The organism is Paraburkholderia silviterrae (assembly GCF_004353915.1).
In the GTDB taxonomy this organism is placed as follows: domain Bacteria; phylum Pseudomonadota; class Gammaproteobacteria; order Burkholderiales; family Burkholderiaceae; genus Paraburkholderia; species Paraburkholderia silviterrae.
Genome location: NZ_SMRP01000002.1, coordinates 255,447 through 270,124, shown reverse-complemented (window position 1 = coordinate 270,124; position 14,678 = coordinate 255,447). Strand labels below are relative to the sequence as shown.

The 14,678-nt window shown below is 66.0% G+C and carries 10 protein-coding genes; 4 read left to right on the top strand and 6 right to left on the bottom strand.

Translation table 11 applies throughout. From position 1 onward, the window contains the following. Positions 1-133: 133 nt before the first annotated feature. The 4 genes from EYW47_RS05285 (at position 134) to EYW47_RS05270 (ending at position 5,214) form a co-directional block, all read left to right on the top strand. The gene (locus tag EYW47_RS05285; protein ID WP_133193825.1) at positions 134-649 is read left to right on the top strand and encodes a MarR family winged helix-turn-helix transcriptional regulator; all 516 of its coding nucleotides are present in this window, start codon (positions 134-136) and stop codon (positions 647-649) included. 89 nt (positions 650-738) lie between these two features. Continuing rightward, positions 739-2,319 carry an efflux transporter outer membrane subunit gene (locus EYW47_RS05280; protein ID WP_133193824.1) on the top strand — a complete coding sequence of 527 codons (1,581 nt, stop codon included), beginning with the start codon at positions 739-741 and terminating at the stop codon, positions 2,317-2,319. Positions 2,320-2,366: 47 nt separating this feature from the next. After that, positions 2,367-3,608: an EmrA/EmrK family multidrug efflux transporter periplasmic adaptor subunit gene (locus EYW47_RS05275; protein WP_133193823.1), complete on the top strand. Its 1,242-nt coding sequence runs from the start codon at positions 2,367-2,369 to the stop codon at positions 3,606-3,608. A gap of 40 nt (positions 3,609-3,648) precedes the next feature. After that, on the top strand, positions 3,649-5,214 hold the full coding sequence (locus EYW47_RS05270) for a DHA2 family efflux MFS transporter permease subunit (RefSeq protein WP_133193822.1): 1,566 nt from the start codon (positions 3,649-3,651) through the stop codon (positions 5,212-5,214). A gap of 176 nt (positions 5,215-5,390) precedes the next feature. Here EYW47_RS05270 and truB read toward each other — a convergent pair whose 3' ends face one another. The 6 genes from truB to rluB form a co-directional block, all read right to left on the bottom strand. Beyond that, positions 5,391-6,374 carry a tRNA pseudouridine(55) synthase TruB gene (truB, locus tag EYW47_RS05265; RefSeq protein ID WP_133193821.1) on the bottom strand — a complete coding sequence of 328 codons (984 nt, stop codon included), beginning with the start codon at positions 6,372-6,374 and terminating at the stop codon, positions 5,391-5,393. Between the two features lie 83 nt (positions 6,375-6,457). After that, complete coding sequence (gene rbfA, locus EYW47_RS05260; protein WP_133193820.1) at positions 6,458-6,847, bottom strand: 30S ribosome-binding factor RbfA; 390 nt, start codon at positions 6,845-6,847, stop codon at positions 6,458-6,460. A 176-nt stretch (positions 6,848-7,023) separates the two neighbouring features. Next, a complete protein-coding gene (infB, locus tag EYW47_RS05255; protein ID WP_133193819.1) occupies positions 7,024-10,002 on the bottom strand; it encodes a translation initiation factor IF-2 in 2,979 nt (992 codons plus the stop codon). A gap of 164 nt (positions 10,003-10,166) precedes the next feature. Beyond that, the gene (nusA, locus tag EYW47_RS05250; protein ID WP_133193818.1) at positions 10,167-11,642 is read right to left on the bottom strand and encodes a transcription termination factor NusA; all 1,476 of its coding nucleotides are present in this window, start codon (positions 11,640-11,642) and stop codon (positions 10,167-10,169) included. Beyond that, positions 11,639-12,097 (bottom strand): ribosome maturation factor RimP, encoded by a 459-nt coding sequence (gene rimP / locus EYW47_RS05245; RefSeq protein WP_133193817.1) that lies wholly within the window; start codon positions 12,095-12,097, stop codon positions 11,639-11,641. The genes nusA and rimP overlap by 4 nt, the downstream gene beginning before the upstream one ends. 444 nt (positions 12,098-12,541) lie before the next feature. After that, a complete protein-coding gene (rluB, locus tag EYW47_RS05240) occupies positions 12,542-14,359 on the bottom strand; it encodes a 23S rRNA pseudouridine(2605) synthase RluB (RefSeq protein ID WP_133193816.1) in 1,818 nt (605 codons plus the stop codon). Positions 14,360-14,678 lie beyond the last annotated feature (319 nt).

Genomic DNA, 14,678 nt, shown 5'->3' with positions numbered 1-14,678 from the left:
GCATGCGCATCCGGGCCCAATTAAGACCTTAGCCGGCAAAGGTTTCTTCGCCCTGCCACAATAAACCCTTGCCGCGTCAACTAACCGACCCTATAATCCCTGCCTGGTCAATCATTGCAGCCGCAGCAGAAACATGACGGATCCGACTCCCACGGTGCCTCCTGAAGTCCGCGATTACGATTTCGGCGAAAGCGTTGGCTACCTCATCTCGCGGGTGAGATCGACGATGTCGAACCTGATCACCCAGCGCACCGTCGCCGAGCTCGGTGTGACGAGCCAGCAAGCCAGCGTGCTGTTCATGGTGGCGAGCGGCAAGTGCGTGCTCGCGGCGGAGCTCGCGCGCGAGTACGGCATCGACGCGAGCGCGGTGACGCGCCTCGTCGACCGGCTGGAAAAGCGCGGCCTGCTCAAGCGCGTGCGCAGTTCCGAGGACCGCCGTGCCGTGCGCCTTGCGCTCACGCCCGAGGGCGAAAGCATTGCCGCTCGCATGCCGGCGATCTTCACGAGCGTGACGGATCAGCTCTCGCAGGGCCTGACACCCGAGGAAATCGGCTTCCTGAAGAGCATGTTGCGGCGAGTTCTCTCCAATAGCTGCGAAGCTATCCAGAATCCGGGCCCGAGCACGGGGCAAAACCCACCGGCTAATTGATGACGCGGCAAGCAAATTTGAGATCGCTGCACAGGAAAATAGCTGCAACGTCCAGTATTACCTCACCTTCTCACGCCATGAGACGAGCAATGAAACCTCAAACCCAGTTTGCGCCAGCGCTCTCCTGCCGGGGAGCCGTCGCCGCCGCGGTGGCGGCGCTCGCGCTCGCGGGCTGCGCGAACTACTTCGGCGTCAAGAGCGACAAGACCATCGCGCAACCGCAACAGTTCGAGACCTCGCAGAGCATTCCGGCCGGGGGCGGCCAATGGCCGACGCTCGATTGGGCGCAGCAGTTCGGCGACCCGCAGTTGCCCAAGCTGATCGACGAGGCGCTCGAGGGCAACCCCACCATCGCGCAGGCGCAGGCGCGCATCGCCAAGGCGTCGTCGTATATCGACACGTCGAAAGCGGCGCTCTACCCGAAGGCCAACGCGAGCTATTCGTGGACCCGCGAGATCTACACGGAAAACACCATCTTCCCGCCTCCGTTCGGCGGCACCTGGTATAACGAGAACAACGCCCTCGCGAGCGCTTCCTGGGATCTGGACCTCTGGGGCAAGAACCGCCAGCGCCTCGCCCAGGCGGTTTCGGCCCAGCGCGCTGCCCAGGCCGACATGCAGCAGGCGCGCATCACGCTCGCCTCGTCGGTCGCGCGCACCTACAACCAGCTCGCCCAGCTCTACGCGCTGCGCGACATCGCCGCGCGCGAGATCGACAACCGCAAGACCATCGGCACGATCACCAACGGCCGCGTGGCAGCGGGCCTCGACACCAACGTCGAGCGCGAGACCGCCAATGGCAACGTCGCGACGAGCCAGGCCAACCTCACGCAGCTCGACGGCCAGATCCAGAACGTGCGCTACCAGCTGGGCGCGCTGCTGGGCAAGGGTCCGGACCGGGGCCTGCAGATCGCGCAGCCGGTGCTCAACCCGGTCGCCGACATGGTCCTGCCCAGCAACCTGCCCGCCGACCTCGTGGCGCGCCGGCCGGACATCGTCGCCGCGCGCTGGCAGGTCGAGGCCGCCATGCACGACGTGAAGGAAGCCAAGGCCGAGTTCTATCCGGACGTGAACCTTGCGGCTGCCGCCGGCCTCGATGCGTTCGGCTGGGGCAAATTCCTCACCTTCTCGAGCCGGCAGATGAACTTCGGCCCGGCCGTGCATCTGCCGATCTTCGACGCGGGCGCGCTGCGCGCGCAGTTGAAGAGCCGCTATGCCGACTTCGATCTGGACGTGGCCAACTACAACCAGACGCTCATCAATGCTTTCCAGGAAGTGGCCACCCAGGTTTCGTCGATCCGCTCGGCGGACCAGCAGCTCGTGGACGCCCAGCGCGCGCTCGACGCCTCGACCAAGGCTTACCAGCTCGCCGTGATCCGCTACAAGGCGGGACTCTCGGAACAGCTCCAGGTGCTCAACGCCGACCAGAATCGTCTCGCCGCGGAGCAAACCGTATCGAACCTCAAAATGCAGCGCCGCGACCAGCAGATGGCGCTCGTCACGGCGCTCGGCGGCGGCTTCGACGCACACGACGCGGGCCTCGCGCCGCCGGTCGAAGTCGGCAGCGACGCGAAGGGCCAGAGCGACGTGAACGGCGGCCCGTGGCGCGACGCGCCGTGGAGCGCGCCCGCGACGGCCGCGTCCATACGCCCCGCCACGGCCGCGAACTGAGCACCCATCACTGAACGAACAGCACGCAAGAACCCGGAGATCCTTCCATGAGCACCCCTCAGCAACCGGCGGCCAATCCGCAGCCGACCGCGACCAATGGCAAGCGCAAGCGCATGATGACGCTGCTTGTGCTCGTGATCGTGATTGCGGCCGTCGCCTACGGCCTCTACTACTTCCTCGTCGCGCGCTTCACAGAGAGCACCGACGACGCCTACGTGAACGGCAACGTCGTGCAGATCACGCCGCAGGTGACCGGCACGGTCATCGCCGTGAACGCCGACGACACGCAGACCGTGAAGATCGGCGACCCGCTCGTGCAGCTCGACCCCGCCGATTCGCGCATCGCGCTGCAACAGGCCGAGGCGAATCTCGGCCAGACGGTGCGCCAGGTGCGCGGCCTCTTCGCCGACGACAGCCAGTACCAGGCGCAAGTCGCCCAGCGCCAGTCCGACCTCTCGCGCGCCCAGGACGACCTGCGCCGCCGCATGGAGGTCGCACAGACGGGCGCCGTCTCGCAGGAAGAAATCTCGCACGCCCGCGACGCCGTGAAGAGCGCCGAAGCCACGCTCGAAGCCGCGCAGCAGCAGCTCGCCGCGAACCGCGCACTCACCGCGAACACCACCATCGCCAATCATCCGAACGTGATGGCCGCCGCGGCCAGGGTGCGCGACGCCTATCTCTCGAACGCGCGCAACACGCTGCCCGCGCCGGTGACCGGCTATGTGGCCAAGCGCTCGGTGCAGGTGGGCCAGCGCGTCTCGCCGGGCACGCCGCTCATGTCGGTGGTGCCGCTGAACGCCGTGTGGGTGGACGCCAACTTCAAGGAAGTGCAGCTCAAGCACATGGGCATCGGCCAGCCGGTCGAGATGACGGCGGACGTGTATGGCTCGTCGGTGGTCTTTCACGGCAAGGTAGTAGGCTTCTCGGCCGGCACGGGCTCGGCCTTCTCGCTGCTGCCCGCGCAAAACGCCACGGGTAACTGGATCAAGGTGGTGCAGCGCCTGCCGGTGCGTATTTCGCTCGATCCGGAAGAGCTGCAGAAGCATCCGCTGCGCATCGGCCTCTCGATGCAGGTGGACGTGAACATCAAGAACGAGACCGGCAGCCACCTCGGCAACGCACCGAACACGGTTTATCAGACCGACGTGTTCGCGAAGTACGGCGACGAAGCCGACGCGGAAATCGCCCGCATCATCGCGGAGAACGCGGGCCAGAGCGCCGGCAAGGCGCAGGTTTCGTCGACTGCCACCGCTCCCGGCGCGGCGAAACCCGCCGCCAGGCTGATGTAAGCCCGCGCGCGCCACCAGCAAGTCAACCACGAAGCACTCAATGGCAGCACAACAACCCGTAGTCCATCCGCCGTTGCAAGGCGCGCAACTCGTGATCGGCACCATTGCGGTGTCGCTCGCGGTGTTCATGAACGTGCTGGACACCTCGATTGCGAACGTGTCGATCCCGACGATCTCGGGCGATCTCGGCGTCGCCTCCGATCAGGGCACGTGGGTCATCACCTCGTTCGCGGTCGCCAACGCGATTTCGATTCCGCTGACCGGCTGGCTCACCGACCGAATCGGGCAGGTGCGCCTGTTCATGGCGTCGATCATCCTGTTCGTGATCTCGTCGTGGATGTGCGGCCTCGCGCCCACGCTGCCCTTCCTGCTCGCTTCGCGCGTGCTGCAGGGCGCCGTGGCGGGCCCGATGATTCCGCTCTCGCAAACGCTGCTGCTCGCGAGCTATCCGCGCGCGAAGGCGCCCATCGCGCTCTCGATGTGGTCGATGACCACGCTGATCGCGCCGGTGGCGGGCCCCATTCTCGGCGGCTGGATCTCGGACAACATCTCGTGGCCGTGGATCTTCTACGTGAACATCCCCGTGGGCATCGTGGCCGCGATCGCCACGTGGACGATCTTCCGCAACCGCGATTCGGCCATCAAGAAGGCGCCGATCGACGGCGTGGGCCTGGGACTCCTGATCGTCTGGGTCGGCTCGCTGCAGATCATGCTCGACAAGGGCAAGGACCTCGACTGGTTTGCATCGACCACCATCGTCGTGCTCGCGCTCACAGCGGTCGTCGCGTTCGCGTTCTTCGTGATCTGGGAGCTGACCGCCGACCACCCGGTGGTCGACCTGTCACTGTTCGCGCGGCGCAACTTCACCGGCGCGACGATCGCGCTCTCGGTGGGCTACGGCCTCTACTTCGGCAATCTCGTGCTGCTGCCGTTGTGGCTGCAAACCACCCTTGGCTACACCGCGACCGACGCGGGCATCGTGATGGCGCCCGTGGGCTTCTTCGCGATTCTGCTCTCGCCGATCACGGGCCGCATCCTGCCGCGCACCGACCCGCGCTATATCGCGACAGCGGCGTTCGTGGTGTTCGCGCTGTGCTTCTGGATGCGCTCGCAGTACACGACCGGCGTGGACACCTGGGCGCTCACGGTGCCCACCTTGATCCAGGGCATCGGCATGGCGGGCCTGTTCATTCCGCTCGTCTCGATCACGCTTTCGGGCCTGCCAGGCAGCCGCATTCCGGCCGCTTCGGGTCTGTCGAACTTCGTGCGGATCATGTGCGGCGGCATTGGCACCTCGATCTTCGAGACCGCGTGGGACCATCGCACGACGTTCCATCACGCGCGCCTCACCGAGCAAGCCACGCCGACCAATCCGATCTTCAACCAGTCGATGCAGCAGATGCAGAGCGCGACCGGGCTCGATCCCTCGCAGGCGCATGGCATGTTCGACCGCATGGTCACGCAGCAGGCGGCACAGCTCGGCGTCAACGATCTGTTCTGGATTTCCTCGGCGATCTTCATCGTGCTGATCGCGCTCATCTGGGTCACGCGCCCCGAGCGCACCAGCAGCGCCGACGCAGGCGCGGCGGCTTCGGCGGCACACTGAGCCGCATTGATGCCACATTGACCCCGCATTGACGTTATTGAGCGAGCACTGCCGCATTTGCTCGCTCAATACTCGCTCAAGCAGCACCAATAAAAATGGCACGTCCGGTTCAACACCGGCGTGCCATTTTTTTCATCTCTGGCGCGCGCGATCACTTGCGTGACGCGCAACGCGAATCAAGCCGCGCCGCTCACCACCAGCCGCTCCGGCGCGAGCACGCCATTGGCCGCCTTCGCGACGCCGAGCAGGCGCCCCTCTTCTCCATAGACGCGCACGCGATCGGCGGCTTCGCATGCCGTGCGATCGAGCGCGAGTTCGTTGAGCGGCAAGCGCTGACCATGCATGAAGCGGCGCGCCGCCTCGGCGTTCAGCGTCACGGCGGGAAACGTGGAAAGCAGCGCGTCCACGGGCTGCAGCCATGCGTCGCGCGCAGGCTCGTCGGCGGCCGTGAGCGCATCCAGCGTCACGGCGTGCTCTAGCGTGAGCGCACCCACGCCCGTGCGCCGCAGCATCACGAGATGCGCGCCGCAACCGAGCGCCTCGCCGATGTCCTCGGCAAGCGTGCGCACATAGGTGCCCTTGCTGCACGTGACGCGAAACGTCACCTCGGGCACAGCAGGCAGCGCGCAAGCGATCATCTCCAGCGCGAAAATCGTCACCTGGCGCCCTTCGCGCTCGACCGTCTGGCCCGCGCGCGCGTATTCGTAGAGCGGTTTGCCGTCGCGCTTGAGCGCCGAATACATCGGCGGCACCTGCACGATCTCGCCGACGAACTTCGCCATCGCCTGGCGCACCGCGGCTTCGTCGCAGCGCACTTCGCGCGTCTCGACGGCTTCGCCTTCGGCGTCGCCCGTCGCGGTGCGAATGCCGAGGCGCATGGTCGCCTCATAGGTCTTGTCGGCATCGAGCAAGTCCTGCGAGAACTTGGTCGCCTCGCCGAAACACAGCGGCAGCAGGCCCGTGGCGAGCGGATCGAGCGTACCGGTATGGCCCGCCTTCTTCACGCGAAAGAGGCGTTTCGCGCGGATCAGCGCATCGTTGCTGGACAGTCCAAGCGGCTTGTCGAGCAGGAGCACGCCGTCGAGCAGACGACGCGGCACTTTCGGACGGGCCGCCTCAGGTCGGGCCGCGCCTTGAGGAGTCTTGGAAGATGCAGTCATATCAGAGTTCTGACGAGCGCAACACCTGGCGGCGTGCAGCACGAAACGCACGTGTTGCGCGTGCGCCAGTTTGGCGTGGTGGCTCAGTCGTCCCGCGGCTCGTCCTGGTCGTCGTCCTTTGCACGCGACGCGTTCGCCTCGTCGATGAGACGCGACATCTCAACACCCTTTTCGATCGACTGGTCGTAGTGAAAATGCAGCGTCGGCACGGTGTGGATGTGCAGGCGCTTGAACAGCTGATTGTGCAGATGGCCCGCGGCGTGATTGAGCGCTTCCTGGGTGGTCTTCGGATCTCCCGTGAGGGTCGTGAAGTAGACCTTGGCGTGCGCGTAGTCGGGCGTGAGCTCCACGCTCTGGATCGTCACGAGACCGATGCGCGGATCCTTCACTTCGCGCATCAACTCAGACAGATCGCGCTGGATCTGGTCGGCGATCTGCACGTTGCGATTAGGGGAAGTACGTTTTTTCGGCATGATGGTTCCACCTCTTTTTCTACGAGGCATTCAGGCGGCGTTTCCTCCATCGAGGAAGAAACCGCCGCGCAAAAACAAAACGGGCGGGGCTGGCCAGCGCCTGCCCCGCCCGTTATCGGCAAACCCGCGGCCAAGCCCGCGAGCGGCCTCAAATGCCGCCCGCGTGCGCCGCTGAATTACAGCGTACGCGCGACTTCGGTGATCTCGAACACTTCGAACTGATCGCCTTCGACGATGTCGTTGAAGTTCTTGATCGACATACCGCACTCGAAGCCTTGCTTGACTTCCTTGACGTCGTCCTTGAAGCGCTTGAGCGAGTCGAGTTCGCCGGTGTGGATGACCACGTTGTTGCGCAGCACGCGCACCGACGACGAACGCTTGACGATACCGTCCGTGACCATACAGCCGGCCACCGCGCCAACCTTCGGCACCTTGAAGACCTGGCGCACTTCGACCATGCCGGTGATGACTTCGCGCTTTTCCGGCGCCAGCATGCCCGACATCGCCGCCTTCACCTCATCCACTGCGTCATAGATGATGTTGTAGTAGCGGATGTCCACGCCATTGGTCTCGGCCAGCTTGCGCGCCAGTGCATCGGCACGCGTGTTGAAGCCGATGATGACCGCCTTCGAAGCCGTCGCGAGGTTGACGTCGCTTTCGCTGATGCCACCCACCGCGGCGTGCACGATCTGCACACGCACTTCGCTCGTCGAGAGCTTGAGGAGCGCGTGAACCAGCGCTTCCTGCGAGCCCTGCACGTCGGCCTTGACGATGAGCGGCAGGTTCTGTACTTCGCCTTCGCCCATCTGCTCGAGCATGTTCTCGAGCTTCGCGGCCTGCTGCTTGGCGAGCTTGACGTCGCGGAACTTGCCTTGACGGAACATCGCGATTTCGCGCGCCTTGCGCTCGTCCGGCAGAACGATGACTTCTTCGCCGGCGCCCGGCACTTCCGAGAGACCCTGGATCTCGACCGGAATCGACGGACCCGCTTCCTTCGTGGGCTTGCCGGTTTCGTCGAGCATGGCGCGCACGCGGCCATAAGCGCTGCCAGCCAGCACCACGTCGCCACGATTGAGCGTGCCGGACTGGACGAGGATCGTTGCAACCGGACCCTTACCCTTGTCGAGCTTCGCTTCGATGACGAGACCCTTGGCCGGCGCTTCGACCTGTGCCGTCAGTTCCAGCACCTCGGCTTGCAGCAGCACGTTTTCGAGCAGATCGTCGATGCCCGCGCCGGTCTTGGCCGACACCGGCACGAACGGCGAATCGCCACCGTACTCTTCCGGCACGACGCCTTCGGCGACGAGCTCCTGCTTGACGCGCTCGAGGTTCGCATCGGGCTTGTCGATCTTGTTGATCGCCACGACGAGCGGCACGCCCGCAGCCTTCGCGTGCGAGATCGCTTCCTTCGTCTGCGGCATCACGCCGTCGTCGGCCGCGACCACCAGAATGACGATGTCGGTTGCCTTCGCACCGCGCGCACGCATGGCCGTAAAGGCCTCGTGACCCGGCGTGTCGAGGAACGTAATGACGCCACGCGGCGTTTCGACGTGGTAAGCGCCGATGTGCTGCGTAATGCCGCCCGCTTCGCCCGCTGCGACCTTGGCGCGGCGGATGTAGTCGAGCAGCGAGGTCTTGCCGTGGTCGACGTGACCCATGACGGTGACGACCGGCGGACGCGGCAGTTGCTCGGCGTCCGTGGCCGTGGTCTGGCCTTCGACCAGCAGCGCTTCCGGATCGTCGAGCTTCGCGGCAACCGCACGGTGGCCGAGTTCCTCGACGATGATCATCGCCGTTTCCTGGTCGAGCATCTGGTTGATGGTGACCATCTGGCCCATCTTCATCATCACCTTGATGACTTCCGATGCCTTCACGGACATCTTGTGCGCGAGGTCGGCCACCGTGATGGTTTCCGGCACGTGCACTTCACGCACGATCGGCTCGGTCGGCGCCTGGAACGTCGAGCTGTTGTCCTGGTGACGGCCACGGCCCTTCGGGCCGCCGCGCCAGCCACGGTCGACGCCGCCCGACGAGTCGCCGCGCGTCTTGATCCCGCGGCGCTTCGCAGCGTCGTCCTGCCAGCCGCCCTTGCCTGCGCCCGGCTTCTTGTTGCGGTCGCCCGCGCCGGCACCCGGCGCGCTCGTCGAGGGCGCTGCCGTGGTGGCGGGCTTCTTCGCGCCCGCGCCACCTGCTGCCGGACGTGCCGCTGCACCTTCCGGACGCGCCGGCTTGTGCAGCGTGCCCTTGGCTTCGGCGGGCTTGGCCGGCTCGACGGGCTTGGGCGGCTCGACCGCCTTCACCTGCGCCTTGCGCGGCGTGTTCATCATTTCGCGGATCGCGCGCGCTTCGGCTTCTGCAGCCGCGCGGCGGCGAGCGATCTCTTCCTGTTCCTTCTGCGCCTTCTCGGCGGCCTCGCGCGCGGCGGCTTCGGCCTTCTGGGCCGCTTCGCGCTGCGCTGCACGCTCGGCTGCGGCGCGCTGCTCGGCGGCGGCGCGCTGCTCGTCTTGCTGGTCTTGTTGTTGCTTCACTTCCTTGGTCGCTTCGCTCTCAGCGTTGCGTTGCGCAGCCACGGCCTGGGCGGCCAACTCACGCGCGGCGGCGTCGGCTGCGGCCTTCTTCTGCGAGGCTTCTTCCTCGGCGCGGCGGCGTTCGGCCTCGGCGGCCTCTTCGCGTGCACGGCGCTCGGATTCTTCAAGCGCGAGACGCTCCTGGCGCTCCTTGAGCTCCTGAGCCTGACGCTCGAGCAGCTCGGCCTCACGGCGCGCTTCTTCTTCGCGGCGCTGCAGTTCCGCCTCTTCGGCGGCAACGGCTGCGTCGGCGGCATGATTCGATGCCTCCGCCTCACCGGCGGACTCGTCGCGGCGGACGAAGGTGCGCTTCTTGCGCACCTCGACCTGAATGGTGCGAGCCTTACCCGTCGAATCGGACTGCTTGATTTCCGACGTATGCCGTTTCGTCAGCGTGATCTTGCGCTTGTCTGCATCAGTCGAGCCGTGAGACTTGCGCAAGTGGTCGAGCAGACGCGCCTTGTCCGTTTCAGACAAGGAGTCAGCTTCGCTCGCTTTCGTGACGCCCGCCGCCTGCAGCTGCTCGAGCAGCACGCCGGCAGGCATTTTCAGTTCCGCGGCAAATTGGGCTACGTTGTTACTCGCCATTCATTCCTCTTAATGCAAGGACCGATTCCTTGCGGTTGACATCGGGTCATGCGGCACCGTGTGCCCCGCGCCTCTCCTTCTGGCTAGCGGGGCGGCCGCGATCAGTTAGTGGGTCATGGTCGCTTCCTGCTCGTCGCGCCCGGGTTCCATGCCTGTTGCCAGGCTCACTGGAACCAGTGCTCGCGCGCTTTCATGATCAACGCCTTGGCGGCGTCCTCTTCCATTCCCGTCATTTCCGTGAGCTCGTCCACGGCCAGCTCGGCAAGCTCGTCGCGGGTGTGAATCTCGTGTTGCGCCAGCTTCGCCAGCAGGTCCGGGTCGATGCCGTCGAGGCTCTTCAGATCCAGCGCGGCGCTTTCCACCTTCTCTTCGTTCGCGATGGCCTGCGTGAGCAACGCGTCGCGTGCGCGATTGCGCAGCTCGTGCACGGTGTCCTCGTCGAACGCCTCGATTTCCAGCATTTCGTTGAGCGGCACGTAGGCGATCTCTTCGAGGCTAGTGAAGCCCTCGTCGATCAGGATGTCGGCGACTTCTTCGTCCACATCGAGACGCGCCATGAACAGGTCGCGCAGCACGGTGCGCTCCTGGTTCTGCTTCTGCGCGGATTCGTCCGGCGTCATGATGTTGATCTGCCAGCCGGTCAGCTCGCTGGCAAGACGCACGTTCTGGCCGCTGCGGCCAATGGCGACCGCAAGCTCGCTCTCGTCGACCACGACGTCCATCGCGTGCTTTTCTTCGTCGACGACGATCGACTGCACGGCAGCCGGCGCGAGCGCGCCGATCACGAACTGGGCGGGATCCTCCGACCATAGCACGATGTCGACGTTTTCGCCACCGAGCTCGTTGCGCACGGCCTGCACGCGCGAGCCGCGGATGCCGACACAGGTGCCGATCGGGTCGATGCGCTTGTCGTAAGCCACCACGCCGATCTTGGCGCGCACGCCCGGGTCGCGCGCCGCGGCCTTGATCTCGAGAAGGCCCTGCTCGATTTCCGGCACTTCCATCTCGAAGAGCTTCATCAGGAACTCAGGCGCCGTGCGCGAGAGCTCGATCTGCGGGCCGCGCGCGGTGCGGTCGACCTTGCCGATCCAGGCGCGCACGCGGTCGCCCACGCGCAGGTTTTCCTTCGGAATCAGCTGGTCGCGGCGCAGCAGCGCTTCGACACGGCCCGACTCGACGATGAAGTTGCCCTTGTCCATGCGCTTGACCGTGCCGGTCATGATGCTTTCGCCGCGCTCGAGGAAGTCGTTCAGGATCTGCTCGCGCTCGGCGTCGCGCACCTTTTGCAGGATGACCTGCTTGGCGGCCTGCGCACCGATACGGCCGAACTCGACCGAAGGCACCGGCTGCTCGATGAACTGGTCGATCTCGGCGTCGGGCTTTTGCTCGCGCGCCTCGAACAGCAGGATTTCCTGGTCCGGCTCCTGCAGGCCCGCCTCGTCGGGCACGACACGCCAGCGGCGATACGTTTCGTGCTCGCCGCTGTCGCGGTCGATATGCACGCGAATATCCGCATCCTCGTCGAAGAGTTTCTTGGAGGCTGACGCAAGCGCCGCTTCAAGGGCGGCGAACACCACGTCCTTGTCGACATTCTTCTCGCGTGCCAGCGCATCCACCAGCATCAACACTTCGCGACTCATTGTTTGCGGCTCCTAAAGTCAACTTTGGGGATAAGACGTGCTTTGTCGATGTCCGCGAGCGTGAAATCGAGCATCGCAGGACCCGCCTTCCCTTCGAATTCCAGACCGATGGTCTCGCCTTCCGGGGCATGCACGATGCCGCGGTACGATTTCCGTCCGTCCAATGGCTTTTTCAACGTGATGACCGCTTCGCAGCCCGCGAAGCGTTCGAAGTCCGCCAGTTTCTTCAGCGGACGGTCGAGGCCGGGCGACGAGACTTCGAGGCGCTCGTAGTCGATGTTCTCGACCGTCAGAACGTGCTGCAGCTGACGCGTGACCTTCTCGCAGTCCTCGATCGCGATACCCGCGGGCTGATCGATATAGATGGCCAGCATGCCGCGCCCGGTGCGCTCGAGGTCGACCAGCTCGTAGCCGAGCCCGGTGACCGTGGTTTCAATCAGTTCCGTCAGTTGCACAATGCCTGCTCCAGATGTTCGCGCAGCGAGCCGGCAACTTCCAGTGATTCAGGATTCGCGGGCCGCGCGCCAGGTGAGCGCGCGCTCTTGCACTTTGCCCCACGATGACGACCACTCAGGCCGGGTCCGGCGCCGACGATGTTTTTGCAAGACTTGCCTGCAACACTCAATCGGGCGGACCAAAAAAAAAATGGGCGAAACGCCCATCTTCTCACTTAGCCAGGTGGTCGCACCTGGGGCGCAAATAAAAGCCGCACGCCCAGCGACTCCGAGATTGTAGCTTTTTTTTGGCTTTAACGCAAACCGCTGCTGGCGCTAAGCCCCGCGTGCCGGGGGAAATCCCGGCATTGCGCGGCGCGTTCAGGCACATTCGCGCACATTTATGCATTTCCCTGCTGCTTTCCAGCACTAACCTGATGGCGCCGGAAAGCAGCGAGCGGCGTCTCAGTGCCCGCGCGTACGGTTGCGCGGCGTGCCGCGCTGACCGCCGCGGTTGCCGCCCGGCGCACGGTTGCCGTTCGTGCTGGCGCCGGCATTGGCGTTGTTGCCCGGCCCGCGGCGATTGCTGTTCGCGTTGCTGCCCACACGCTTGCCCGCGCTGGGCGCGCGGTTGCCGTCGACTTCACGCGTGCCGCTGCGCGTGTTGCCGCGATTGCTGCGATTGCCGCCCGTGCCGCCCGTCCCGCCGCCAAAACCACCACCGCCGAAATTGCCCAGCGCGCTGCCAAAGCCGCCCTGTGCTGCGCCGCGCCGGCCTTGGCCTTGACCTTGCCCCTGACGGGGCTGGCGCGGCTGGCCCATCGCACCGTGCGAGCTCAGCACCGGCTCGCGGTTGATGAAACCCATCGAGGTCTGCATCGGATCGGGCTGACGGCGTTCCGTCTCCTTGCCGCGGCCGCCCTTTTCCTCGGTCGGCACCTTCAGGCCGACCGCCGCCAACAGGCCGCGCACCTGGTTGTCTTCGAGCTCTTCCCAGCGGCCGCGCTTGAGCCCCTTGGGCAGCGCGATCGGGCCGTGGCGCGTGCGGATCAGGCGGCTCACCATCAAGCCGACGGCCTCGAACATGCGGCGCACTTCGCGGTTACGCCCTTCGGCCAGCGCGACGTGGTACCAGTGATTCGTGCCCTCGCCACCGCCATCGCGGATGCGCAGGAAGTTCGCCGGGCCGTCGTCGAGCTCGACGCCCTTGAGCAGCTTCTGGCGGTTGCCTTCGGTGAGCTCGCCCACCACGCGCACCGCGTACTCGCGCTCCACGCTATAGCGCGGGTGCATGAACCGGTTCGCGAGATCGCCCGAGGTCGTGAGCAACAGGAGACCTTCGGTATTGAAGTCGAGACGGCCCACCGCCAGCCACTTCGCCGTTTTCATCGACGGCAGGCGGTCGAACACCGACGGACGACCTTCAGGGTCCGCGTGGCTCACGATTTCGCCGGTCGGCTTGTGGTACAGCAGCACCCGCGGCGGCTTGTTCGGCAGCTTGCGCCTGATCGGCTTGCCGTTGATGCGGACCTGGTCGGTCGGCAAGATGCGCTGGCCGATGTGCGCAGGCTCGCCGTTCACCGACACGCGCCCCGCGATGATCAGCTCTTCCATGTCGCGGCGCGAGCCCATGCCGGCATCGGCCAGCACCTTGTGCAGCTTCGGCGCGTCGTCGTCCGGGCTCAGCACGCGCTTGTCCTGCTGGACGCGGCCACGGCGCAGCATCGGCGCGTGCACGCCGCTGCCCGTGCCGTCGTCGGCGTCGAAGGCCGGCGACGTCACGTACAGGAACAGATCGTCCGCCGCATTTTCGGTCGCGGCGGCGGGCGCCTCGGGGCGGCTCTTGCCACCCTTGCCGCCCTTGCCACCGGCGGCACCCCTGGCGCCCTGCTTGCCGGCTTGCGCGGGCTTTGCCTGCCCCGCAGCGGCCGGCTCGCGGCGCCCCTTCTTCGCACCGGCGTCCTTGCGCGGCGTGCGCACCTGCGCAACGGCGACGCCGTCCGGCGGCGTCTGCGTCACAACCGGCGCAGCGACGTCGGACGCGGGCTCAGCCGCAGCAGCACCTTCGCCGGCCTTGCCCTTGGCGCCCGCACGGCGGCGCGCGATCAAGCTGCGCGGACCGCGGCGCAAGCCGCGGCGGGGGCGGTCCTCGCCCCCGGCATCGCCCGCCGGCTGGCCAGCGACGTCGCCCTTGTCGGCGCGCGTGTCGTCGTCGCGCGCCGAAGACGTGCGACGCGCGGATTCGGACCCATCGGTCGAATCGGTGTCGTGGATATCAGTCAAAACAACCTCGAAATGTCAGGTTGCGCGCCCGCTCGCAATGGATTGCCCAAGGCGCGTCAAAAGTGTTTGTTGCGTCAGACGCCGCGTGGAGCGGCTTCGTCGTCCGTCGTCGAGACGGGGTCGTCCTGCGCCGCGTCGCTGCGGCTCGGGTGTTCTTCTTCGGGCGCACCGGCGGTGTGCCCGGCACGCTCCGTTTCCTGCGCGTCGAAGCGGGTTTCGTCGTGACGATGCTCAACCGCATCGGCCATGCCCGGCGCCTCCTGCCCGATATCCGCATCGGCCGATATCGGTGCAGGCGCTTCGCCGCTTTCCGGCATGC

Coding starts and splice junctions, on each gene's coding strand:
- EYW47_RS05285 (WP_133193825.1), top strand. CDS start 134: ATGACGGATCCGACTCCCACGGTGCCTCCTGAAGTCCGCGATTACGAT.
- EYW47_RS05280 (WP_133193824.1), top strand. CDS start 739: ATGAAACCTCAAACCCAGTTTGCGCCAGCGCTCTCCTGCCGGGGAGCC.
- EYW47_RS05275 (WP_133193823.1), top strand. CDS start 2,367: ATGAGCACCCCTCAGCAACCGGCGGCCAATCCGCAGCCGACCGCGACC.
- EYW47_RS05270 (WP_133193822.1), top strand. CDS start 3,649: ATGGCAGCACAACAACCCGTAGTCCATCCGCCGTTGCAAGGCGCGCAA.
- truB (WP_133193821.1), bottom strand. CDS start 6,374: ATGACTGCATCTTCCAAGACTCCTCAAGGCGCGGCCCGACCTGAGGCG.
- rbfA (WP_133193820.1), bottom strand. CDS start 6,847: ATGCCGAAAAAACGTACTTCCCCTAATCGCAACGTGCAGATCGCCGAC.
- infB (WP_133193819.1), bottom strand. CDS start 10,002: ATGGCGAGTAACAACGTAGCCCAATTTGCCGCGGAACTGAAAATGCCT.
- nusA (WP_133193818.1), bottom strand. CDS start 11,642: ATGAGTCGCGAAGTGTTGATGCTGGTGGATGCGCTGGCACGCGAGAAG.